Here is a 22,457-nt window from a genome sequence, read left to right on the forward strand (position 1 = left end):
TTTTTTATCAAAAGTCCTTTTTAATCGAGAGTTTTCATCAAAATGTGGCAGCAATTCAAAAAATGACGATTTGCGCTTTTCACAGAGCCTGGTTGCGCAGGTATAGTAATGTTACTGGCGTGCTGAAGACGTTACAGGAAGGAGTAGGTATAGAATGTTTGGCTATCGTAGTAACGTGCCAAAAGTGCGCTTAACCACCGATCGTCTGGTGGTACGTTTAGTGCATGAGCGTGATGCCTGGCGTCTGGCCGATTATTACGCGGAAAATCGTCATTTTTTAAAACCCTGGGAACCGGTCCGAGATGAAAGTCATTGTTATCCTTCAGGATGGCAGGCGCGTCTGGGAATGATCGGTGAATTTCACAAACAGGGCTCCGCCTTCTATTTCGCGCTACTTGATCCGGAAGAAAAAGAAATTATCGGCGTGGCGAATTTTTCCAATGTGGTGCGCGGTTCTTTTCATGCCTGTTATCTGGGCTATTCCATTGCGCAGAAGTGGCAGGGGCAAGGGCTGATGTTTGAAGCCTTAACCGCTGCGATTCGCTATATGCAGCGCACTCAGCATATCCACCGTATCATGGCGAACTATATGCCGCACAACAAACGTAGCGGCGCGTTGCTGGCGCGGCTTGGCTTTGAAAAAGAAGGCTATGCGAAAGATTACCTGTTGATTGATGGACAATGGCGCGACCATGTCCTGACGGCGTTAACCACGCCGTTATGGACGCCGGGGCGTTGAGCGGCTTACGGAATGAGAGGCAAAGGGAGAAAACGATGAAATATGAATTAACCGCCACTGAAGCGCGAGTGATTGGCTGTCTGCTGGAAAAGCAGGTGACAACGCCGGAACAGTATCCGCTTTCCGTCAACGGGGTGGTGACAGCCTGTAATCAGAAAACCAACCGTGAACCGGTGATGAACCTGACGGAACAAGAGGTACAAGAACAGCTCGATAACCTGGTGAAACGCCACTTTTTGCGTACGGTCAGCGGGTTTGGCAATCGCGTCACCAAATATGAACAGCGTTTCTGTAATTCCGAATTTGGCGATCTGAAACTTAGCGCGGCGGAAGTGGCGCTTGTCACTACGCTGCTGCTGCGCGGCGCGCAAACGCCCGGCGAGTTGCGTAGCCGGGCGTCGCGGATGCATGAATTCAGCGATATGGCGGAAGTTGAATCCACGCTGGAACGGCTTGCCAGCCGTGAGGACGGCCCGTATGTCGTCCGTCTGGCGCGTGAACCGGGTAAGCGCGAAAGCCGTTATATGCACCTTTTTTGCGGCGACGTCGATGAACTGTCTCTCCAGACGTCTGCGCCGAAAAGTGCGTCGGGCGATCTTCAGTCGCGCGTCGAAGCGCTGGAGAGCGAAGTGGCGGAGTTAAAGCAGCGGCTGGATTATTTGTTAGCTCACCTGGGAGAGTAATGTGAGAACATTACGGATTGGCATTGTCGGATTAGGCGGTATTGCGCAGAAGGCCTGGCTGCCGGTATTAACCAACACCGCCGGATGGACGTTACAGGGCGCCTGGTCTCCTTCGCGGGATAAAGCCTTACGTATCTGCGAAAGCTGGCGCATACCGTATGTGGATTCGCTGGCGAATTTAGCGTCCGGCTGCGATGCGGTCTTCGTCCACTCCAGTACCGCAAGCCATTATGCCGTGGTCAGCGAACTTCTCAATGCCGGCGTCCATGTTTGCGTGGATAAACCGCTGGCGGAAAATCTACGTGATGCCGAACGGCTGGTGGCGCTGGCGGCGCAAAAAAAATTGACGCTGATGGTTGGCTTTAATCGCCGTTTCGCGCCGCTGTACCGCGAACTGAAGATGCGCCTCGGCACTGCGGCGTCACTGCGTATGGATAAACATCGTACCGATAGCATCGGGCCGCACGACTTACGTTTTACTTTGCTCGATGACTATCTGCATGTCGTGGATACCGCTCTGTGGCTGGCGGGCGGCGAGGCGCGCCTTGCCTGCGGCACGTTGCTCACCAGCGAGTCCGGCGAAATGTGCTATGCGGAACATCATTTTTCCGCCGACAAACTACAAATTACCACCAGTATGCACCGGCGCGCCGGAAGTCAGCGTGAATCGGTCCAGGCCGTCACCGACGGCGGGCTGTATGACGTGACGGATATGCGTGAATGGCGCGAAGAGCGCGGGCAGGGTATTCTCATCAAACCCATTCCTGGTTGGCAAACGACGCTTGAACAGCGTGGTTTTGTCGGATGCGCGCGGCATTTCATTGACTGCGTACAAAATCAGACGGTTCCGGAAACGGCGGGGGAGCAGGCGATTTTGGCCCAGCGCGTCGTGGAGGCGCTGTGGCGGGACGCCATCAGCGAATAACCCTCTGTAACATCTGGCGGTAGTAATTCATCGTAATCCAGGTACTATACCCTCAATAATTCGAGTTGCAGAAAAGCTAACGCACATGCAGCTCGAAGTATGGCGGGTATATATGCCCACTCTACATAATACCTCTTTTCACAGTGAATAATGGCAAACCGTGGGGAGTCTGTAAGGCCTGATAAGACGTTTTGACGTCGCCGTCAGGCGCGGTGATACAGCCGGATACGGCAGAATGCGTTATCCGGTCGATGGATCAGCCATGCAGGAGTTTTACGCCAGGGTCTGGAATACAAAAGAAATGAATTTATTGAAATCGCTGGCTGCCGTCAGCTCGATGACTATGTTTTCACGCGTGTTGGGCTTTGCCCGTGATGCGATTGTCGCCAGAATTTTTGGCGCAGGGATGGCGACCGACGCCTTTTTTGTGGCGTTTAAACTCCCCAATCTACTACGCCGGATCTTTGCCGAAGGCGCTTTTTCTCAGGCCTTTGTGCCTATCCTGGCGGAATATAAGAGCAAGCAGGGTGAAGAAGCGACGCGGATCTTTGTCGCTTACGTTTCCGGCCTGTTGACGCTGGCATTGGCCGTCGTGACGGTGGCCGGTATGCTGGCCGCCCCGTGGGTGATTATGGTAACCGCGCCGGGTTTTGCCGATACTGCGGATAAATTCGCGCTGACGACGCAACTGCTGCGGATTACGTTTCCCTATATTCTGCTGATCTCGCTGGCTTCACTGGTTGGTGCCATTCTCAACACCTGGAATCGCTTCTCTATTCCCGCTTTTGCGCCGACATTTCTTAATATCAGCATGATCGGTTTTGCATTATTCGCCGCGCCATACTTTAATCCGCCGGTGCTGGCGTTAGCCTGGGCAGTCACCGTCGGCGGCGTGCTGCAACTGGTGTATCAACTTCCGTATTTGAAAAAGATCGGTATGCTGGTGCTGCCGCGCATTAACTTTCGCGACACTGGGGCGATGCGGGTGGTCAAACAGATGGGGCCGGCGATTTTGGGCGTTTCCGTCAGTCAGATCTCCCTTATCATCAATACCATTTTCGCCTCGTTTCTGGCCTCCGGCTCGGTCTCATGGATGTACTATGCCGATCGGTTGATGGAGTTCCCGTCCGGCGTGCTGGGCGTGGCATTGGGGACCATCCTGTTGCCGTCATTGTCGAAAAGCTTTGCCAGCGGCAATCATGATGAGTACTGCCGCCTGATGGACTGGGGGCTGCGTTTGTGCTTTTTACTGGCGTTGCCGAGCGCGGTAGCGTTAGGCATTCTGGCGAAGCCGCTGACGGTCTCGCTGTTTCAGTACGGTAAATTCACCGCCTTTGATGCGGCAATGACGCAGCGGGCGTTAATCGCCTATTCGGTGGGGCTGATTGGCTTGATCGTCGTAAAAGTGCTGGCCCCGGGCTTCTATTCTCGCCAGGATATTAAAACGCCGGTGAAAATCGCCATCGTGACGTTAATCATGACTCAGTTAATGAACCTGGCGTTTATTGGACCGCTGAAACACGCTGGACTGTCGCTCTCTATTGGTCTGGCGGCATGTCTCAATGCGTCGCTGCTGTACTGGCAACTGCGCAAACAGAATATCTTTACGCCACAACCGGGTTGGATGTGGTTCCTGATGCGTCTGATCATTTCCGTACTGGTGATGGCCGCCGTATTGTTCGGCGTGTTGCATATTATGCCGGAGTGGTCGCAAGGGTCGATGCTATGGCGTTTGCTACGTTTGATGGCGGTAGTGATCGCGGGTATCGCGGCCTATTTCGCCGCGCTTGCCGTGCTGGGCTTTAAAGTGAAAGAGTTTGTTCGCCGGACGGCGTAAATTCAGTGCCTGATAGCGCTGTGCTATCAGGCCTACAAGGCATTCAGGCCGGAAAGGCGCAACGTCGCCATCCGGCAATGATTAGATAGAAATTTTTTTACCGCCGCGGTGAGAGACGGAAGTCTGACCGTCAGCCCCGTACAAGGTCGGCTCCTGGTGAGGTTTCAGCACCTCCAGCGCCTGTTGATTACGCTCAATTTGCCCTTCCAGCAGCCAGCCGTTGTGCTGGTTGAGGTCGCGAAGATGCTGCGTTTTTTCGGTAATCGCCTGCCAGCGCTCTGCAATGTCATCGTTTGCGCTACGCTGCGCGTTCTGCTCCAGACGGCGCTGTTGTTCCAGATAATCCAGCGTCGCCAGCAACGAGCTTTTTTCTTCTGTAATACGCTGTAGCTGGCTGCCGTTAATCTGGCCTACGGAAAGCTGTTGTTGCTCGGCGTCCATCACCGTCTTCAGGTCATTCAGGACGGTGGTCATCTGGTCAAGTATTTCTGACAAACGAGTCATACGCTTATTTACTCTGTAAGTAGCTCTGCGCCTCGCGAATGAGCGAGTCTGCTATTTTTCCCGTATCCATTTTTAACTCACCGTTACGGATAGCTGTTTTTAATGCTTCGACGCGTTCCATATTAATGTCGCTGACGCCTGGCTGCATGAGCTTCGCTTGCGCGTCGCTTAACGTTACGCTGGCGCTCGTCGCGGCGGACGTTTTTTCCTGACGCGTTTTTTGTACCGGCGTGTCGCTGGTTTCGCGCGTCTGGACAGTGCTAACGGGTTTCAAAGGTGAGGTACGGTCAATGCTCATTTATTTATCCTCATCGAGGGTTACGTTGTAGCGGCCAGCTACCATCATGGTTGAATATCTCATCGGCAGCCGCGACAAAATCTTTACACAATTATAGGTTAATAAGAATATTCCCATCAGAATCGACGGTTCCACTCACGATTTGACCCGATGTCATGCGTACGCGCGCATTTTGCGCGACGGCGGCATTATTCATCGCCTGACCTTCCGCATTGACGCTAAACCCCTCGCCATTGGCGATGACCTGTACTCGTTGCCCCGCTTTGACGCGCCAGGCCTGACGTATCATCGTAAGCTGTACCGGCTGCCCGGGAGCGAGATCGCGCAAACTGACGGCATCCTGAATCTGACGGATATCCAGTACCGTCCGCGGCGGTAACTGATCCAGCCTGCCACGTTTTAGCGTGACGTTGGCCGGCGTCAATTTTCCGCCGCGCGCGACGGGCGCGGCAACGGCGACATAATTGCCGGTCGCTTGCACATTCACCTGCAAATAACGTTTTTCATTGGCGCAGCGCGCCACCACATTGACGTTGCCCCACAGCTTCGCGCTGCCCGTCATGCTGAAGGCTGGCTGCTCGCAGCTCGGTAGCAGATTGGGCGATGAACGGAGCGTGACAACCACCTCGTCGCTGAAGCCAGCCAGACGCTGGGAAAACCACGTGGTCAGCTGGGCGTTGATGTCCTGCGCCATTGTCAGGGGGCTGAACAGCAAAGCCGCCACGGCGAATCCTCGTTTTAACGTTTGCATGGTACTTCCCCCTGGTTGATGTCATGACAGGATTCTACCCGTGTGAAGCAAGCATCAACGCAATAAATAGCGACGCATTTTGCGTTTATTCCGGCGATAACGCGCGCGTGAAGGCATTTAAGCTGTCGGCTGAATTTTGCCATTTGCGGAGGAGATATGCTCGACAGGCTCGATGCCGCCTTACGATTTCAGCAGGAAGCGCTAAATCTGCGCGCGCAACGTCAGGAAATATTAGCGGCGAATATCGCCAATGCCGATACGCCGGGGTATCAGGCGCGCGATATTGATTTTGCCAGTGAGTTAAAAAAGGTGATGGTGCGTGGACGGGAAGAAACCGGCGGCGTCGCGTTAACGTTGACTTCCTCTCACCATATTCCCGCCCAGGCGGTCTCTTCTCCCGCAGTGGATCTGCTTTACCGCGTACCCGATCAGCCTTCTTTGGATGGTAACACCGTAGATATGGACAGGGAACGTACGCAGTTTGCGGATAACAGTCTCAAATATCAGATGGGGCTTACCGTTCTGGGTAGCCAACTCAAAGGCATGATGAATGTGCTACAGGGAGGAAACTAATTCGTGGCGCTGTTAAACATTTTTGATATTGCCGGATCGGCGCTTGCCGCACAGTCCAAGCGGTTGAACGTTGCGGCCAGTAACCTGGCGAATGCGGATAGCGTCACCGGCCCGGACGGACAGCCTTATCGCGCCAAACAGGTGGTTTTTCAGGTGGATGCCGCACCGGGTCAAGCCACTGGCGGGGTAAAGGTCGCCAGCGTGATTGAAAGTCAGGCACCGGAAAAGCTGGTTTATGAGCCAGGCAACCCGCTGGCGGACGCTAATGGTTACGTCAAAATGCCCAACGTCGATGTGGTCGGCGAAATGGTTAACACGATGTCAGCCTCGCGCAGCTATCAGGCAAATATCGAAGTCCTGAATACCGTAAAAAGCATGATGCTTAAAACGCTGACATTAGGCCAGTAAAGGAGGCGCGTATGTCTATTGCCGTAAATATGAATGACCCGACCAACACGGGCGTCAAAACGACGACCGGCAGCGGGTCGATGACCGGAAGCAACGCTGCCGATCTGCAAAGCAGTTTCCTGACCTTACTGGTCGCGCAATTGAAGAACCAGGACCCGACTAACCCATTACAAAATAATGAGTTAACGACACAGTTGGCGCAAATCAGTACCGTGAGCGGCATTGAAAAACTGAATACGACGCTGGGGGCTATTTCCGGGCAAATCGATAATAGTCAGTCCCTACAGGCGACCACGCTGATTGGACATGGCGTTATGGTGCCTGGCACCACAATTCTGGCGGGTAAAGGCGCGGAAGAAGGGGCCGTGACGTCCACGACGCCGTTTGGCGTGGAATTGCAACAGCCTGCGGACAAAGTGACGGCAACCATTACCGATAAAGATGGCCGGGTGGTACGGACGCTGGAGATCGGTGAGTTGCGAGCCGGGGTACACACCTTTACCTGGGATGGTAAGCAAACGGACGGAACAACGGTACCGAATGGTTCTTACAACATTGCGATTACCGCCAGCAATGGCGGGACGCAACTGGTGGCGCAGCCGCTGCAATTCGCTCTGGTACAGGGCGTGACGAAGGGCAGTAACGGCAACCTGTTGGATCTGGGTACCTACGGCACCACCACACTCGACGAAGTTCGGCAAATAATCTAAGCCCTTACACTTATCAGGAGTCAGTCATGTCTTTTTCTCAAGCGGTTAGCGGCCTGAACGCTGCGGCCACCAACCTTGATGTTATCGGTAATAACATCGCCAACTCCGCCACCTATGGCTTTAAGTCCGGTACGGCATCATTTGCCGATATGTTCGCCGGTTCCAAAGTGGGGCTGGGCGTAAAAGTGGCGGGGATTACCCAGGATTTTACCGACGGTACGACAACGAACACCGGGCGCGGGCTGGATGTCGCGATTAGCCAGAACGGTTTTTTCCGCCTGGTAGACAGCAACGGTTCCGTGTTCTATAGCCGCAACGGCCAGTTCAAACTGGACGAGAACCGTAACCTGGTCAATATGCAGGGGATGCAGTTGACCGGCTATCCGGCCACCGGTACGCCGCCGACCATTCAGCAGGGGGCGAATCCTGCGCCGATCACCATTCCGAACACGCTGATGGCGGCGAAATCGACCACCACCGCGTCAATGCAGATCAACCTGAACTCAACGGACCCTGTACCGTCTAAAACGCCCTTTAGCGTGAGTGATGCGGATTCGTATAACAAAAAAGGCACCGTCACCGTTTATGACAGCCAGGGTAATGCCCATGACATGAACGTCTATTTTGTGAAAACCAAAGATAATGAATGGGCCGTGTACACCCATGACAGCAGCGATCCTGCAGCCACTGCGCCAACAACGGCGTCCACTACGCTGAAATTCAATGAAAACGGGATTCTGGAGTCTGGCGGTACGGTGAACATCACCACCGGTACGATTAATGGCGCGACAGCAGCCACTTTCTCCCTCAGCTTCCTTAACTCCATGCAGCAGAACACCGGGGCTAACAACATCGTCGCCACCAATCAAAACGGCTATAAGCCTGGCGACCTGGTGAGCTACCAGATTAACAACGACGGCACCGTGGTTGGCAACTACTCCAACGAGCAGGAGCAGGTGCTGGGGCAGATAGTGCTGGCTAACTTCGCCAACAACGAAGGTCTGGCATCCCAGGGCGATAACGTCTGGGCGGCGACGCAGGCCTCCGGGGTTGCGCTGCTGGGGACTGCCGGTTCCGGCAACTTCGGTAAGCTGACGAACGGCGCGCTGGAAGCCTCTAACGTGGATTTGAGTAAAGAGCTGGTGAATATGATCGTCGCGCAGCGTAACTACCAGTCGAATGCGCAGACCATCAAAACCCAGGACCAGATCCTCAATACGCTGGTTAACCTGCGCTAAGCGCCTGACGGGATAGCTTAATGGATCACGCAATTTATACCGCCATGGGGGCGGCCAGCCAGACGCTTAACCAGCAGGCGGTAACGGCCAGTAACCTGGCTAATGCCTCAACGCCGGGCTTTCGTGCACAGCTTAACGCGCTACGCGCGGTGCCCGTTGATGGCCTCTCTTTAGCGACGCGTACGCTGGTTACGGCATCGACGCCGGGGGCGGATATGACCCCAGGTCAGTTGGACTACACTTCACGCCCGCTGGATGTTGCGTTACAGCAGGACGGCTGGCTGGTAGTGCAAGCGGCGGATGGCGCTGAAGGATATACCCGTAACGGGAATATCCAGGTGGGCCCGACCGGGCAGTTAACCATTCAGGGACATCCGGTTATCGGCGAAGGCGGCCCGATTACCGTTCCTGAAGGGTCGGAAATCACCATTGCGGCAGACGGCACGATCTCCGCGCTCAATCCCGGCGACCCGCCAAACACGGTGGCGCCCGTTGGGCGACTGAAGCTGGTCAAAGCGGAAGGCAATGAGGTGCAGCGGAGCGATGACGGTTTATTCCGCCTTACCGCCGAGGCACAGGCTGAACGCGGGGCGGTACTGGCCGCCGACCCGTCAATTCGCATTATGTCGGGCGTGCTGGAGGGCAGTAACGTCAAGCCGGTTGAAGCCATGACCGACATGATCGCCAACGCACGTCGTTTTGAAATGCAGATGAAGGTTATCACCAGCGTAGATGAGAACGAAGGGCGAGCTAACCAACTGCTGTCGATGAGTTAATACAGGACATTTTATGATCAGTTCATTATGGATCGCCAAAACCGGTCTGGACGCGCAGCAAACCAATATGGATGTGATTGCCAATAACCTGGCAAACGTCAGCACCAATGGTTTTAAGCGTCAGCGCGCGGTATTTGAAGATCTGTTGTATCAGACCATCCGCCAGCCGGGCGCGCAGTCGTCCGAGCAGACGACGCTGCCTTCCGGGCTGCAAATCGGTACCGGCGTGCGTCCGGTCGCCACGGAGCGTCTGCACAGTCAGGGTAACCTGTCGCAGACCAACAACAGTAAAGATGTGGCGATTAAAGGGCAGGGCTTTTTCCAGGTCATGCTGCCGGACGGTACGTCTGCCTATACCCGCGACGGCTCTTTCCAGGTGGATCAGAATGGTCAACTGGTGACGGCGGGCGGTTTTCAGGTGCAGCCGGCAATCACCATTCCGGCCAACGCGTTAAGTATCACGATTGGCCGCGACGGCGTGGTCAGCGTTACCCAGCAGGGGCAGGCCGCGCCGGTTCAGGTCGGGCAGCTTAACCTGACCACCTTTATGAACGACACCGGGCTGGAAAGCATCGGCGAGAACCTCTATATCGAAACGCAATCGTCCGGCGCGCCGAACGAAAGCACGCCGGGGCTCAACGGCGCGGGGTTGTTGTATCAAGGGTATGTCGAAACGTCGAACGTTAACGTGGCGGAAGAGCTGGTGAACATGATTCAGGTTCAACGCGCCTATGAAATTAACAGTAAAGCAGTATCGACGACCGATCAGATGCTGCAGAAACTGACGCAACTCTAAGGGGCCGCCGGTGGGGGATACGCCACCGGCTCCCTGATTTTGAAGATGAAGGTAATGCAAAAATACGCGCTTCACGCTTACCCAGTTATGGCCCTGATGGTCGCGACGCTGACAGGATGCGCCTGGATACCCGCTAAACCGCTCGTGCAGGGGGCGACCACGGCGCAGCCGATACCTGGCCCGGTACCGGTGGCGAATGGCTCCATATTTCAGTCTGCGCAGCCGATTAATTATGGCTATCAGCCGCTTTTTGAAGATCGTCGACCGCGTAATATCGGCGATACGCTCACGATTGTGTTACAGGAAAACGTCAGCGCCAGTAAAAGCTCGTCGGCAAATGCCAGTCGCGACGGCAAAACCAGCTTTGGTTTTGATACGGTACCGCGTTATCTGCAGGGATTATTCGGTAATTCCCGCGCGGATATGGAGGCCTCCGGCGGCAACTCTTTTAACGGCAAAGGCGGCGCGAATGCCAGCAATACCTTTAGCGGCACGCTGACCGTGACCGTCGATCAGGTTCTGGCCAATGGCAATTTACACGTCGTGGGGGAAAAACAGATCGCGATTAATCAGGGAACGGAATTCATCCGCTTCTCCGGCGTGGTAAATCCACGCACCATCAGCGGCAGCAACTCCGTTCCCTCGACACAGGTGGCGGATGCGCGGATTGAATATGTCGGGAACGGCTATATTAACGAAGCGCAAAATATGGGCTGGCTGCAACGTTTCTTCCTTAATTTGTCGCCGATGTAAGCGAGGTGTATGTGTTTAAAGCTCTTGCAGGAATCGTTCTGGCACTGGTTGCCACTTTGGCGCACGCCGAGCGTATCCGGGATCTGACCAGTGTCCAGGGGGTTCGGGAAAACTCGCTGATCGGCTACGGGCTGGTGGTTGGGCTGGACGGTACGGGCGACCAGACGACTCAGACGCCATTTACCACCCAGACGCTGAATAACATGCTGTCACAACTGGGGATTACGGTCCCCACCGGCACCAACATGCAGTTGAAAAACGTGGCGGCGGTGATGGTGACGGCGTCGTATCCGCCTTTTGCGCGACAGGGACAAACGATCGATGTCGTCGTTTCCTCAATGGGGAACGCTAAAAGTCTGCGTGGCGGGACGTTATTAATGACGCCGTTAAAAGGGGTGGACAGCCAGGTGTATGCTCTGGCGCAAGGCAATATTCTGGTCGGCGGCGCGGGCGCTTCCGCAGGCGGCAGTAGCGTGCAGGTTAACCAGCTTAATGGCGGGCGCATCACTAATGGCGCGATTATCGAACGCGAGTTGCCGACTCAGTTCGGCGCTGGCAACACCATTAATCTGCAATTGAACGACGAAGATTTTACGATGGCGCAGCAAATTACCGACGCCATCAACCGCGCCCGCGGTTACGGCAGCGCCACTGCGCTTGATGCGCGAACGGTACAGGTACGCGTGCCCAGCGGCAACAGCTCGCAGGTGCGTTTTCTGGCGGACATTCAAAATATGGAAGTCAACGTGACGCCGCAGGATGCAAAAGTCGTGATCAACTCGCGTACCGGTTCGGTGGTCATGAATCGGGAAGTCACGCTGGATAGCTGCGCTGTGGCGCAGGGCAATTTGTCAGTGACAGTCAATCGCCAGCTCAACGTCAACCAGCCGAATACGCCATTTGGCGGCGGGCAGACCGTGGTGACGCCACAAACTCAAATAGATTTGCGTCAGAGCGGCGGATCGCTACAGAGCGTGCGTTCCAGCGCCAATCTGAACAGCGTAGTGCGTGCGCTGAATGCGCTTGGCGCGACGCCGATGGACCTGATGTCGATTTTGCAGTCCATGCAGAGCGCGGGCTGTCTACGCGCCAAACTGGAAATCATCTGATGATCGGAGACGGTAAATTGCTGGCCAGCGCGGCCTGGGATGCGCAATCTCTGAACGAACTGAAAGCGAAAGCGGGCCAGGACCCGGCGGCGAATATCCGTCCTGTGGCCCGTCAGGTGGAAGGGATGTTTGTCCAGATGATGCTGAAAAGTATGCGCGAGGCTTTACCCAAAGATGGTTTATTCAGCAGCGATCAGACGCGTCTGTATACCAGCATGTATGACCAACAGATCGCCCAGCAGATGACCGCCGGTAAGGGATTGGGGCTGGCGGATATGATGGTTAAACAGATGACGGGCGGGCAGACGATGCCTGCGGATGACGCGCCGCAAGTACCGCTTAAATTCTCCCTGGAGACGGTAAACAGCTATCAAAATCAGGCGCTGACCCAACTGGTGCGCAAAGCCATACCGAAAACGCCGGACAGCAGCGATGCGCCGCTCTCCGGCGACAGTAAAGACTTTCTGGCCCGGCTTTCGCTCCCGGCGAGGCTGGCCAGCGAACAAAGCGGGGTGCCGCATCATCTGATTCTGGCGCAGGCGGCGCTGGAGTCCGGCTGGGGGCAGCGGCAAATCCTGCGGGAGAATGGCGAACCCAGCTATAACGTATTTGGCGTGAAAGCGACCGCCAGTTGGAAAGGGCCGGTGACGGAAATCACCACCACTGAATACGAAAATGGCGAAGCGAAAAAAGTGAAAGCGAAATTCCGCGTCTATAGCTCGTATCTGGAGGCGTTATCGGATTATGTCGCGCTGTTAACGCGTAACCCACGCTACGCTGCCGTGACCACTGCCGCCACGGCAGAGCAAGGCGCAGTGGCCCTGCAAAACGCCGGATACGCCACTGACCCGAATTACGCGCGTAAATTGACCAGCATGATTCAGCAGTTGAAAGCGATGAGTGAAAAGGTCAGCAAAACCTACAGCGCGAATCTCGACAATCTCTTTTAAATTGCTCAAGTCCACGTAGTCGCTGCCGATAACAACGAGTATTGAAGGATTAAAAGGAACCATCATGTCCAGCTTGATTAATCACGCCATGAGCGGACTTAACGCCGCGCAGGCCGCGTTAAATACGGTCAGTAATAACATCAACAATTATAACGTTGCGGGTTATACCCGGCAGACAACTATTCTGGCGCAGGCAAACAGTACGTTAGGGGCTGGCGGCTGGATAGGTAATGGCGTTTACGTTTCAGGCGTACAGCGCGAATATGATGCGTTTATCACTAATCAGCTACGCGGCGCGCAAAACCAGAGCAGCGGCTTAACCACGCGCTATGAACAGATGTCGAAAATCGACAACCTGCTGGCCGATAAATCCAGCTCGCTGTCTGGCTCGCTGCAGAGTTTTTTTACCAGCCTGCAAACGTTAGTCAGTAATGCGGAAGATCCTGCGGCGCGTCAGGCGCTGATTGGTAAAGCGGAAGGGCTGGTAAACCAGTTCAAAACCACCGATCAGTATCTGCGCGATCAGGATAAACAGGTCAATATCGCGATTGGCTCCAGCGTGGCGCAAATCAACAATTACGCGAAGCAGATAGCTAACCTGAACGATCAAATCTCCCGTATGACGGGCGTAGGCGCGGGCGCATCGCCGAACGACCTGCTCGATCAGCGTGATCAGTTGGTCAGCGAGCTTAACAAGATCGTTGGCGTCGAGGTGAGCGTACAGGACGGCGGCACCTATAACCTGACGATGGCCAATGGCTATACGCTGGTGCAGGGGTCGACGGCGCGTCAGTTGGCGGCGGTTCCCTCCAGCGCCGACCCGACGCGAACGACTGTCGCTTATGTCGATGAGGCCGCCGGTAACATCGAAATTCCGGAAAAGTTGCTGAACACCGGTTCGCTCGGCGGATTACTGACGTTCCGTTCTCAGGATCTGGATCAGACTCGTAATACGCTGGGCCAGTTGGCGTTGGCGTTTGCCGATGCGTTTAACGCGCAGCATACCAAAGGTTATGACGCCGACGGCAATAAAGGGAAAGACTTCTTTAGCATTGGCTCGCCGGTGGTATATAGCAACAGTAATAATGCCGATAAAACGGTATCGCTAACCGCTAAGGTGGTCGACAGCACGAAGGTTCAGGCGACGGATTATAAGATTATTTTTGACGGTACAGACTGGCAGGTTACTCGCACTGCGGATAACACCACTTTCACGGCGACAAAAGATGCTGACGGAAAACTGGAGATTGACGGTCTGAAAGTGACGGTAGGGACCGGCGCACAGAAAAACGACAGTTTTCTTCTCAAGCCGGTCAGCAATGCTATCGTCGACATGAACGTTAAAGTGACAAATGAAGCCGAGATTGCGATGGCGTCTGAGTCAAAACTCGATCCTGATGTGGATACCGGCGACAGCGATAACCGCAATGGTCAGGCATTGCTGGACTTACAAAACAGCAATGTAGTGGGCGGCAACAAAACCTTTAACGATGCTTACGCCACGTTGGTCAGCGATGTGGGTAACAAAACGTCAACGCTGAAAACCAGCAGCACCACGCAAGCGAATGTGGTTAAACAGCTTTATAAACAGCAACAGTCGGTTTCCGGCGTTAACCTCGACGAAGAGTACGGCAATTTGCAGCGTTATCAGCAGTATTATCTGGCGAATGCGCAAGTATTGCAGACCGCGAATGCGCTGTTTGATGCGTTACTGAATATTCGCTAAAGGAGAAGGATGACATGCGTATCAGTACTCAGATGATGTACGAACAAAATATGAGCGGTATCACTAATTCTCAGGCCGAATGGATGAAGCTGGGCGAGCAGATGTCTACCGGTAAGCGCGTTACCAACCCATCTGACGATCCGATCGCCGCGTCGCAGGCGGTAGTACTCTCTCAGGCGCAGGCGCAGAATAGCCAGTACGCCCTGGCGCGTACGTTTGCCACCCAAAAAGTGTCGCTGGAAGAAAGCGTACTCAGTCAGGTGACGACGGCGATTCAAACCGCGCAGGAAAAAATCGTCTATGCCGGAAACGGCACGTTAAGCGACGATGACCGTGCGTCGCTGGCGACGGATTTACAGGGGATCCGCGATCAGCTGATGAACCTGGCAAACAGCACTGACGGCAATGGTCGCTATATCTTTGCCGGGTATAAAACGGAAGCGGCGCCATTCGACCAGGCGACAGGTGGTTATCATGGCGGCGAGAAAAGTGTTACCCAGCAGGTGGATTCCGCACGCACGATGGTAATTGGCCATACGGGAGCGCAAATTTTTAATAGCATCACCAGCAATGCGGTGCCGGAACCGGATGGCTCGGACTCCGAAAAGAATCTGTTTGTCATGCTCGATACGGCAATTGCCGCGCTCAAGACCCCGGTGGAAGGCAATGACGTGGAAAAAGAAAAAGCCGCTGCCGCCATTGATAAAACCAATCGCGGCTTAAAAAATTCGCTCAATAACGTCCTGACCGTTCGTGCGGAACTGGGAACGCAACTGAGCGAACTCAGTACGCTGGATTCACTGGGAAGCGACCGTGCGCTGGGACAGAAGCTGCAGATGAGCAACCTGGTAGATGTGGACTGGAACTCGGTCATTTCCTCCTACGTCATGCAACAGGCGGCATTACAGGCGTCCTATAAAACGTTTACCGACATGCAGGGAATGTCGCTTTTCCAGTTGAACCGGTAACGCCTCTTTTTGAAACATATCACGAAACTGGATATGTTTTGTCTGCCCGCGCCATCCACCCCGGCGCGGGCATTTTTTTAGTCGTCATTGAGTTAGTGGTCATATTGTCGCGCCCGTAGCGACGCCATCCGTACGTATTATCCCGCCTGATCTCATAAACGCCAGGAGTGACTAAAAGACGCCATGGGGTGAGGCATCGCCCTGTAAGGGGCATAAAAAAGCCGACCTGGTGGTCGGCTTTGTATCAGCATTTACATCATTCTATCGGCTGTGGGCGTGTCGCCGGGGCGCTGGCGTGGCGTGTGGCGCTGTGTCCGCCTGCTGCGCCTTTACCTTCAAAGTGGAAGGAAGGGCGCTGCCAGTCGCTATGGTGCGGGGTTTCCGGCACATATTCCGGCGCTGGCGCACGCGTCATCGGCGCGCTGGCGTGGTTATGATCGTCAACGCAGACAACGTCCTGCGGCTTTTCCACCACCTGGGCCGGTGCGATAACGGTTTCTTCTGCCGTGTGCTCCACAACAGCCGCTTCCGCTTTTGTCTCTTCTTCTGGCTCGACAACGACAACATCAGCCACGTTTTCAGCCACCGTAATGGATGCGTCGGCGGTTTCTGCTACCGGTTCGGCGTCAGCAATAACCTCTTGCGCCACCGGCGTATCGCTTTCGGAAATCAGTTGCGGCTGTTCATCAACCGGCGCGGCAATGACTTCCGGATGCGTTGTCTCGACCTCGACGACTTCCGGCGCCTGTGGTTCGGCGACGGTCTGCGGCTCAACGGCAACGTTTTCTACCGCCTGTACCGACGCTTGTGGTTCTAACGCTACGGTCGCAGCGATAACCTGCGGTTCAGCGACAACCGGTTGTGGCAGCGCCAGATCTGCTTCACGCTGCTCTTCAACAACCTGCGTTTCCTGAGGACGGACAATCGGGTAGCGGATCCAGACTTTACCGGACGCCATTTCCGGCGACGCGCAGGCGACGGTTAGCGGCATCGGCGATTGTGTCGGGTAGCGCTCGTCACGATAGCGACGGCGACGCTGACCGCTTACGCGCAGGTGGCGCGGAGAACGGCGGGAGCGACGCGGCATACCGGTATTATCGCGAGGTTCTACGCTATCATCCTGCTCCGGCGCGATATCGGCAACGACAGGTAAATCAACTTTCGCCAGCTCGGTACGCGGCGCTGGAACGGGCTGTTCAACGTTTTCAACCGGGCGTGGTTCGTCGACGGCGACCGGCGTGTCAACCGTTTCAACCACTGCGCTGTTGGTAAAGCGGACTTTCTGATTAAGCTGACGCTGCTTGCGGCGCGGATGAACCTGCTGAACGCGTTCTTCCTGCTCGGTCTCCTGGACAGGTTGTTCTTCGCGGTTAAGCGCTTTTACTTCCTGCTGCGCCTGGCGCTTGTCATCATTGCGGCGGCGGCTGCGTTCGCGACGCGGCGTCTGTTGCTGCTCATCGCCGGTTTTCACTTTTTCCGCCGTTTCCTGCTGGCGGATATCGCGCGTTTCCGTATTTTGCTGCTGCGCCTGGCGACGGTTACGACGATTATCGTCGCGGCTCTCACCGCCGTCACGTCCGGCACGGTTATCACGGGTGTCGCGGCGTTCGTTACGATCGCGACGGTTGTTCTGGCGTGGCTTGCGACGATCCTGCTGACGCTCCGCTTTTTCTTCCGCTTTCGGCGCGGCTGTTTCGACGGTTTTCGTTTCTTCACCGCTGAACAGTTGTTTCAGCGCGTTAAGGAAGCGGCTAAACAGACCCGGCTGGGCAGGCTGCGCGGCGGCAACATTATCCTTTTTCGCCGTGGCGACGCTAACCGCCGGTTCGACAGGCGTCGGCGCCGGAGGCACATCTGGCATAGCGAATGTCGCCAGCGCAGGCTGTTCCGGGCGTTTACGCTCGGCGTACTCTTCTTCAGAAGGCAGCGCCATCGCTTCTTCGTGCAGCTTCGGCAGCATGTAGCTCAGGGTCGGCGTTTCTTCCCCTTTGCGTACGCGCAGCACGGAATAGTGCGGCGTTTCCATCTGATCGTTCGGGACGATGACACAGCGGACGCCATCCTGACGCGTCTCAATAGCGTTAACTGCCGTCCGTTTTTCGTTAAGCAGATAAGAGGCGATCGGCACAGGAACAATGGCATGGACTTCCTGCGTATTCTCTTTCAGCGCTTCTTCTTCAATCAGGCGCAGAATGGACAGCGACAGAGATTCGTTATCGCGCACGGTGCCGGTACCGCTACAGCGCGGACACACGTGATGGCTGGATTCGCCCAGCGACGGGCTCAGGCGCTGACGCGACATTTCGAGCAGGCCGAAGCGGGAAATATGGCTAATCTGAATACGCGCCCGGTCCTGACGTACCGCTTCACGCAGGCGGTTTTCTACCGCGCGCTGGTGACGTACCGGCGTCATATCGATAAAGTCGATAACGATCAGGCCGCCCAGGTCGCGCAGACGCAGCTGGCGGGCAATCTCGTCGGCCGCTTCGAGATTAGTGTTGAACGCGGTTTCTTCGATATCGCCGCCGCGAGTCGCGCGGGCGGAGTTGATATCGATGGCGGTTAACGCTTCGGTACTGTCAATGACAATGGAGCCGCCGGAGGGCAGGCGCACTTCACGCTGGAACGCTGACTCGATCTGCGATTCGATCTGGTAATGGCTGAACAACGGGATTTCACCGGTGTACAGCTTAATTTTGCTGCTAAAATCCGGGCGGCCCAACGCGGCGATATGCTGACGCGCCATTTCCATCACTTTTGGATTGTCGATCAGGATTTCACCGATATCCTGACGCAGATAGTCGCGAAACGCGCGTACGATGACGTTGCTTTCCTGATGGATCAGGAACGGCGCGGGACGGCTTTCAGCGGCTTTCTGAATGGCTTCCCAGTGTTTCAGGCGGAAGCTTAAATCCCACTGCAACGCTTCGGCGGATTTACCCACGCCCGCGGTACGTACGATAAGCCCCATCCCTTCAGGAAGTTCCAGACTGGCCAACGCTTCTTTTAACTCGGTACGATCGTCGCCTTCAATGCGACGGGAAATACCACCCGCGCGCGGGTTATTCGGCATCAGTACCAGGTAGCTGCCCGCCAGACTGATAAAGGTGGTTAACGCCGCGCCTTTGTTGCCGCGCTCTTCTTTATCGATTTGAACAATGACTTCCTGGCCTTCGCGTAACACGTCTTTAATGTTCGGGCGACCATGAGCGCTGTAGTTAGCGGGGAAATATTCGCGGGCAATTTCTTTTAACGGGAGGAAACCGTGGCGTTCTGCGCCGTAATCAACAAAAGCCGCTTCCAGGCTCGGTTCAATACGGGTAATTTTGCCTTTATAGATGTTCGCTTTTTTCTGCTCGTGTCCGGGGCTTTCTATATCCAGATCGTACAGACGCTGCCCATCTACAAGGGCGACGCGCAACTCTTCCTGCTGAGTTGCGTTGATTAACATTCTTTTCATCGTAACTTACTCATTATTCTTACGTTGACGACTAAGCTGCGGGCATGGTGACGCCTTACCGGGCATGAACCGATGGCCTCGTGACTATTTCGCGTCGCCAACCTCACGGTTATCGTCAGCTCAAAGAGGCGCAGAGTGTCGGTTGCCTGTATTTCATACGGAAACACAGCGCAATTATCAGGGAAGCAGCCTGGGCATTACTCTCCAGAGAAGATCCTATCTACCGGTAAGGACTGCAACCCGCAGCCCGCTAACTGTCTGAAAAATCAATACGTCTTACGCCATTGCTGCGTTGATGATCGGTCAGACAAAATGGGTTATTCCGCTAAACTTTTTGTTTTAACAAGTTTCGGTGCGGAAACCGCATCATTATTCCACTGCTAACCTTGTTATAGCAAGATGACTTTTACCATTTATCACCCGCTTACTCACAGTTTTTTCACCAGCGCGAGCCAATCGCTTTAATAACCAGCAAAACCGCAGTGAAAAATGTTCATCCACTGGCGTAGACGTCTCTATAAGCATAGAAAAATGTGTGGCGCGAATCTCACAGGCTATTTAGAATCGCCCCCCATGAAAACAGAAACGCCATCCGTAAAAATTGTTGCTATCGCCGCTGACGAAGCGGGGCAACGCATTGATAACTTTTTGCGCACCCAACTGAAAGGGGTACCAAAAAGTATGATTTATCGCATCTTGCGTAAAGGCGAGGTGCGGGTGAACAAAAAACGCATTAAACCGGAATACAAACTGGAAGCGGGCGATGAAGTCCGCATTCCGCCGGTTCGCGTTGCTGAACGGGAAGAAGAGGCCGTGTCGCCGCATTTGCAAAAAGTAGCGGCGTTGGCGGACGTCATTTTGTATGAAGACGAGCATATTCTGGTGCTGAATAAGCCTTCCGGCACCGCCGTACACGGCGGGAGCGGGTTAAGTTTTGGCGTCATCGAAGGGCTGCGGGCGTTGCGTCCGGAAGCGCGATTCCTGGAACTGGTGCATCGTCTTGACCGCGATACCTCCGGCGTGCTGTTGGTGGCGAAAAAACGCTCCGCGCTGCGTTCGCTGCATGAGCAACTGCGCGAAAAGGGAATGCAGAAAGATTATCTGGCGCTGGTGCGCGGCCAGTGGCAATCGCACGTTAAAACCGTACAGGCGCCATTATTAAAGAACATTCTGCAAAGCGGCGAACGCATTGTTCGCGTGAGCCAGGAAGGCAAACCGTCAGAAACGCGCTTCAAGGTGGAAGAGCGCTATGCCTTCGCCACGCTGGTGCGCTGTAGCCCGGTCACGGGCCGTACGCATCAGATTCGCGTACATACCCAATATGCCGGTCACCCTATTGCGTTCGACGATCGCTACGGCGACCGTGAGTTTGATCAACAGCTTACCGAAGCGGGAACTGGTCTTAAACGTCTCTTTCTGCACGCCGCGGCGCTGAAGTTCACGCATCCGGGAACGGGCGAAGTCATGCGCATTGAAGCGCCAATGGATAAGCAATTGAAGCGCTGCCTTGAGGTATTACGTAGTAAAGCCTGATGCACGTTGCTTATCAGGCCTACAATCGTGTGATGCACCGTAGGCCTGATAAGACGCATCGCGTCGCCATCAGGCAGATTAATCAGGCATTCAGCGGGTTCATCTCTTCCCGCCGCAGCATTTGACACAACGCGATCAGCGGCAAACCGATCAAGGTATTTGGGTCACGACCTTCCAGGCGTTCAAATAATGCAATGCCTAAACCTTCGCTTTTAAAACTTCCCGCGCAGTGCAGCGGATGCTCTTTACGGACATAGTCGTCTATTTCCGCTTCGCTTAAATGGCGAAAATGAACGTCAAAAGGCTCCACTTCGGTTTGTAAGTGCCCGGAGGCGGAGTTATACAGTGCCAGTCCGGTATAAAACGTCACAATATTTCCGCTGGCTTTGGCTAATTGCTGACGCGCTTTTTCTTCCGTCAGCGGTTTGCCGGTGATTTCGCCGTCCAGAACACAAATTTGGTCGGAGCCAATAATCAAATGATTCGGGAAACGCGCGGCGAGCGATTGCGCCTTCGCCTGCGCCAGCCGCAGCACCAACTGACGCGGCGCTTCGCCCGGCATGGGGGTTTCATCAACATCCGGCGCGGCGCATTCGAAAGGAATCGTCAGCTTTTCCAGCAGCGCGCGACGCCAGGGAGAGGTAGACGCAAGGATGAGACGGGGCATATTTTTTCCCTCAGATATAGCGTAATGATGAGAGCCATCTTAAACTATGCTCTTCGGTCTTCAAGCCTGTCATACTGACTCGTCTTGAGCGAAAATAAGTCTGTAACCCGCAATGTGTGCGAATTATTGGCAAAAGGCAACCGCAGGCTGCCTTTTTCTTTGACTATATGACGTTACGAAGTTAATATGCGCGCCCTATGCAAAAGGTAAAATTACCCCTGACTCTTGATCCGGTTCGTACCGCTCAAAAACGCCTTGATTACCAGGGTATCTATACCCCCGATCAGGTTGAGCGCGTTGCCGAGTCTGTAGTCAGTGTGGACAGTGATGTGGAATGCTCCATGTCGTTCGCTATCGATAACCAGCGTCTCGCCGTTTTAACCGGCGATGCGGTCGTTACGGTGTCGCTCGAATGCCAGCGTTGCGGGAAACCGTTTACCCATCAGGTTCACACAACGTATTGTTTTAGCCCTGTCCGTTCCGACGAGCAGGCTGAAGCACTGCCGGAAGCGTATGAGCCGATTGAGGTAAACGAATTCGGCGAAATCGATCTGCTGGCGACGGTTGAAGATGAAATCATCCTCGCCTTGCCGGTAGTTCCGGTGCATGATTCTGAACACTGTGAAGTGTCCGAGGCGGACATGGTCTTTGGCGAACTGCCTGATGAAGCGCAAAAGCCAAACCCATTTGCCGTATTAGCCAGCTTAAAGCGTAAGTAATAGGTCTTCCCCGCGGACGCAGGGATAAACCGTAATTGAGGAGTAAGGTCCATGGCCGTACAACAGAATAAACCAACCCGTTCCAAACGTGGCATGCGTCGTTCCCATGACGCTCTGACCGCAGTCACCAGCCTGTCTGTAGACAAAACTTCTGGTGAAAAACACCTGCGTCACCACATCACTGCCGACGGTTACTACCGCGGCCGTAAGGTCATCGCTAAGTAATCGCGCGATACTCGATGCCTTTTGCATCACAGGCGTGCCTGTGGTGTAAAAGCCGAAGAGTACAAGCGTGATAAAGCTTAGTGAGGATTTCTCCGCGTAAGCGGAGAAC

The 22,457-nt window shown here is 54.8% G+C and carries 23 protein-coding genes; 18 read left to right on the forward strand and 5 right to left on the reverse strand.

Annotated features, from left to right (window positions below; genetic code table 11):
* Window positions 1–154: 154 nt before the first annotated feature.
* The 4 genes from rimJ to murJ all read left to right on the forward strand — a co-directional run bounded on the left by rimJ (window position 155) and on the right by murJ (window position 4,184).
* Window positions 155–739: a ribosomal protein S5-alanine N-acetyltransferase gene (gene rimJ / locus ACLD3P_RS00855; RefSeq protein ID WP_000468204.1), complete on the forward strand. Its 585-nt coding sequence runs from the start codon at window positions 155–157 to the stop codon at window positions 737–739.
* A gap of 35 nt (window positions 740–774) precedes the next feature.
* Complete coding sequence (locus ACLD3P_RS00860; RefSeq protein WP_131046405.1) at window positions 775–1,422, forward strand: YceH family protein; 648 nt, start codon at window positions 775–777, stop codon at window positions 1,420–1,422.
* Window position 1,423: 1 nt separating this feature from the next.
* Window positions 1,424–2,347, forward strand: a complete 924-nt coding sequence (locus ACLD3P_RS00865; RefSeq protein ID WP_131046404.1) for a Gfo/Idh/MocA family protein — start codon at window positions 1,424–1,426, stop codon at window positions 2,345–2,347.
* Between the two features lie 301 nt (window positions 2,348–2,648).
* Entirely contained in the window at window positions 2,649–4,184 is a 1,536-nt protein-coding gene (gene murJ / locus ACLD3P_RS00870) for a murein biosynthesis integral membrane protein MurJ (RefSeq protein WP_001537775.1), read from the forward strand.
* Between the two features lie 81 nt (window positions 4,185–4,265).
* Here murJ and flgN read toward each other — a convergent pair whose 3' ends face one another.
* From flgN to flgA, 3 genes are all read right to left on the reverse strand, one after another.
* Entirely contained in the window at window positions 4,266–4,688 is a 423-nt protein-coding gene (gene flgN, locus ACLD3P_RS00875; protein ID WP_000197547.1) for a flagella biosynthesis chaperone FlgN, read from the reverse strand.
* A 4-nt stretch (window positions 4,689–4,692) separates the two neighbouring features.
* The gene (flgM, locus tag ACLD3P_RS00880; protein ID WP_000020893.1) at window positions 4,693–4,986 is read right to left on the reverse strand and encodes a flagellar biosynthesis anti-sigma factor FlgM; all 294 of its coding nucleotides are present in this window, start codon (window positions 4,984–4,986) and stop codon (window positions 4,693–4,695) included.
* Window positions 4,987–5,077: 91 nt separating this feature from the next.
* Window positions 5,078–5,737 (reverse strand): flagellar basal body P-ring formation chaperone FlgA, encoded by a 660-nt coding sequence (flgA, locus tag ACLD3P_RS00885; RefSeq protein WP_001194086.1) that lies wholly within the window; start codon window positions 5,735–5,737, stop codon window positions 5,078–5,080.
* 156 nt (window positions 5,738–5,893) lie between these two features.
* Here flgA and flgB point away from each other — a divergent pair, with 156 nt between their 5' ends.
* The 11 genes from flgB (at window position 5,894) to flgL (ending at window position 15,744) form a co-directional block, all read left to right on the forward strand.
* Complete coding sequence (gene flgB, locus ACLD3P_RS00890) at window positions 5,894–6,310, forward strand: flagellar basal body rod protein FlgB (RefSeq protein ID WP_000887043.1); 417 nt, start codon at window positions 5,894–5,896, stop codon at window positions 6,308–6,310.
* A 3-nt stretch (window positions 6,311–6,313) separates the two neighbouring features.
* The gene (flgC, locus tag ACLD3P_RS00895; protein WP_001196448.1) at window positions 6,314–6,718 is read left to right on the forward strand and encodes a flagellar basal body rod protein FlgC; all 405 of its coding nucleotides are present in this window, start codon (window positions 6,314–6,316) and stop codon (window positions 6,716–6,718) included.
* A gap of 11 nt (window positions 6,719–6,729) precedes the next feature.
* The gene (flgD, locus tag ACLD3P_RS00900; protein ID WP_000020450.1) at window positions 6,730–7,428 is read left to right on the forward strand and encodes a flagellar hook assembly protein FlgD; all 699 of its coding nucleotides are present in this window, start codon (window positions 6,730–6,732) and stop codon (window positions 7,426–7,428) included.
* Window positions 7,429–7,454: 26 nt separating this feature from the next.
* Window positions 7,455–8,666, forward strand: coding sequence for a flagellar hook protein FlgE (flgE, locus tag ACLD3P_RS00905; RefSeq protein ID WP_000010567.1), 1,212 nt, complete (start codon window positions 7,455–7,457; stop codon window positions 8,664–8,666).
* A 20-nt stretch (window positions 8,667–8,686) separates the two neighbouring features.
* Complete coding sequence (locus tag ACLD3P_RS00910) at window positions 8,687–9,442, forward strand: flagellar basal body rod protein FlgF (protein ID WP_000349278.1); 756 nt, start codon at window positions 8,687–8,689, stop codon at window positions 9,440–9,442.
* Between the two features lie 13 nt (window positions 9,443–9,455).
* On the forward strand, window positions 9,456–10,238 hold the full coding sequence (gene flgG, locus ACLD3P_RS00915) for a flagellar basal-body rod protein FlgG (RefSeq protein ID WP_000625851.1): 783 nt from the start codon (window positions 9,456–9,458) through the stop codon (window positions 10,236–10,238).
* A gap of 54 nt (window positions 10,239–10,292) precedes the next feature.
* Window positions 10,293–10,991 (forward strand): flagellar basal body L-ring protein FlgH, encoded by a 699-nt coding sequence (flgH, locus tag ACLD3P_RS00920; RefSeq protein WP_001174897.1) that lies wholly within the window; start codon window positions 10,293–10,295, stop codon window positions 10,989–10,991.
* Between the two features lie 11 nt (window positions 10,992–11,002).
* Window positions 11,003–12,100 (forward strand): flagellar basal body P-ring protein FlgI, encoded by a 1,098-nt coding sequence (locus ACLD3P_RS00925; protein ID WP_001518955.1) that lies wholly within the window; start codon window positions 11,003–11,005, stop codon window positions 12,098–12,100.
* Window positions 12,100–13,050: a flagellar assembly peptidoglycan hydrolase FlgJ gene (flgJ, locus tag ACLD3P_RS00930; protein ID WP_000578685.1), complete on the forward strand. Its 951-nt coding sequence runs from the start codon at window positions 12,100–12,102 to the stop codon at window positions 13,048–13,050. The genes ACLD3P_RS00925 and flgJ overlap by 1 nt, the downstream gene beginning before the upstream one ends.
* Before the next feature lie 64 nt (window positions 13,051–13,114).
* Entirely contained in the window at window positions 13,115–14,776 is a 1,662-nt protein-coding gene (flgK, locus tag ACLD3P_RS00935; protein WP_411006614.1) for a flagellar hook-associated protein FlgK, read from the forward strand.
* A 14-nt stretch (window positions 14,777–14,790) separates the two neighbouring features.
* Entirely contained in the window at window positions 14,791–15,744 is a 954-nt protein-coding gene (flgL, locus tag ACLD3P_RS00940; RefSeq protein WP_001223032.1) for a flagellar hook-associated protein FlgL, read from the forward strand.
* A gap of 256 nt (window positions 15,745–16,000) precedes the next feature.
* Here flgL and rne read toward each other — a convergent pair whose 3' ends face one another.
* Window positions 16,001–19,204: a ribonuclease E gene (rne, locus tag ACLD3P_RS00945; protein WP_411006613.1), complete on the reverse strand. Its 3,204-nt coding sequence runs from the start codon at window positions 19,202–19,204 to the stop codon at window positions 16,001–16,003.
* Window positions 19,205–19,777: 573 nt separating this feature from the next.
* Between rne and rluC the strand changes: the two genes are divergently transcribed.
* Window positions 19,778–20,737 carry a 23S rRNA pseudouridine(955/2504/2580) synthase RluC gene (gene rluC, locus ACLD3P_RS00950; RefSeq protein ID WP_114050821.1) on the forward strand — a complete coding sequence of 320 codons (960 nt, stop codon included), beginning with the start codon at window positions 19,778–19,780 and terminating at the stop codon, window positions 20,735–20,737.
* Window positions 20,738–20,819: 82 nt separating this feature from the next.
* Here rluC and ACLD3P_RS00955 read toward each other — a convergent pair whose 3' ends face one another.
* Window positions 20,820–21,404: a Maf family protein gene (locus ACLD3P_RS00955; RefSeq protein WP_001137603.1), complete on the reverse strand. Its 585-nt coding sequence runs from the start codon at window positions 21,402–21,404 to the stop codon at window positions 20,820–20,822.
* 197 nt (window positions 21,405–21,601) lie between these two features.
* On the opposite strand from ACLD3P_RS00955, the gene yceD reads away from it, so the two are divergent.
* Together yceD and rpmF are read left to right on the forward strand one after the other, a co-directional pair.
* Window positions 21,602–22,123, forward strand: a complete 522-nt coding sequence (yceD, locus tag ACLD3P_RS00960; RefSeq protein ID WP_001174492.1) for a 23S rRNA accumulation protein YceD — start codon at window positions 21,602–21,604, stop codon at window positions 22,121–22,123.
* A gap of 51 nt (window positions 22,124–22,174) precedes the next feature.
* Window positions 22,175–22,348, forward strand: coding sequence for a 50S ribosomal protein L32 (gene rpmF / locus ACLD3P_RS00965; RefSeq protein ID WP_000290727.1), 174 nt, complete (start codon window positions 22,175–22,177; stop codon window positions 22,346–22,348).
* Window positions 22,349–22,457 lie beyond the last annotated feature (109 nt).

Source organism: Salmonella sp. 741265073_HBA (genome assembly GCF_046569105.1).
In the GTDB taxonomy this organism is placed as follows: domain Bacteria; phylum Pseudomonadota; class Gammaproteobacteria; order Enterobacterales; family Enterobacteriaceae; genus Salmonella; species Salmonella enterica.

Bases quoted from the DNA above. Each gene is read 5' to 3' on its own strand.
- flgB (WP_000887043.1), top strand. From the start codon at position 5,894: ATGCTCGACAGGCTCGATGCCGCCTTACGATTTCAGCAGGAAGCGCTA.
- rluC (WP_114050821.1), top strand. From the start codon at position 19,778: ATGAAAACAGAAACGCCATCCGTAAAAATTGTTGCTATCGCCGCTGAC.
- flgL (WP_001223032.1), top strand. From the start codon at position 14,791: ATGCGTATCAGTACTCAGATGATGTACGAACAAAATATGAGCGGTATC.
- flgN (WP_000197547.1), bottom strand. From the start codon at position 4,688: ATGACTCGTTTGTCAGAAATACTTGACCAGATGACCACCGTCCTGAAT.
- rne (WP_411006613.1), bottom strand. From the start codon at position 19,204: ATGAAAAGAATGTTAATCAACGCAACTCAGCAGGAAGAGTTGCGCGTC.
- flgA (WP_001194086.1), bottom strand. From the start codon at position 5,737: ATGCAAACGTTAAAACGAGGATTCGCCGTGGCGGCTTTGCTGTTCAGC.
- yceD (WP_001174492.1), top strand. From the start codon at position 21,602: ATGCAAAAGGTAAAATTACCCCTGACTCTTGATCCGGTTCGTACCGCT.
- ACLD3P_RS00910 (WP_000349278.1), top strand. From the start codon at position 8,687: ATGGATCACGCAATTTATACCGCCATGGGGGCGGCCAGCCAGACGCTT.
- flgM (WP_000020893.1), bottom strand. From the start codon at position 4,986: ATGAGCATTGACCGTACCTCACCTTTGAAACCCGTTAGCACTGTCCAG.
- flgH (WP_001174897.1), top strand. From the start codon at position 10,293: ATGCAAAAATACGCGCTTCACGCTTACCCAGTTATGGCCCTGATGGTC.
- flgE (WP_000010567.1), top strand. From the start codon at position 7,455: ATGTCTTTTTCTCAAGCGGTTAGCGGCCTGAACGCTGCGGCCACCAAC.
- flgK (WP_411006614.1), top strand. From the start codon at position 13,115: ATGTCCAGCTTGATTAATCACGCCATGAGCGGACTTAACGCCGCGCAG.
- ACLD3P_RS00955 (WP_001137603.1), bottom strand. From the start codon at position 21,404: ATGCCCCGTCTCATCCTTGCGTCTACCTCTCCCTGGCGTCGCGCGCTG.
- rimJ (WP_000468204.1), top strand. From the start codon at position 155: ATGTTTGGCTATCGTAGTAACGTGCCAAAAGTGCGCTTAACCACCGAT.
- flgG (WP_000625851.1), top strand. From the start codon at position 9,456: ATGATCAGTTCATTATGGATCGCCAAAACCGGTCTGGACGCGCAGCAA.
- murJ (WP_001537775.1), top strand. From the start codon at position 2,649: ATGAATTTATTGAAATCGCTGGCTGCCGTCAGCTCGATGACTATGTTT.
- rpmF (WP_000290727.1), top strand. From the start codon at position 22,175: ATGGCCGTACAACAGAATAAACCAACCCGTTCCAAACGTGGCATGCGT.
- ACLD3P_RS00860 (WP_131046405.1), top strand. From the start codon at position 775: ATGAAATATGAATTAACCGCCACTGAAGCGCGAGTGATTGGCTGTCTG.
- flgJ (WP_000578685.1), top strand. From the start codon at position 12,100: ATGATCGGAGACGGTAAATTGCTGGCCAGCGCGGCCTGGGATGCGCAA.
- flgD (WP_000020450.1), top strand. From the start codon at position 6,730: ATGTCTATTGCCGTAAATATGAATGACCCGACCAACACGGGCGTCAAA.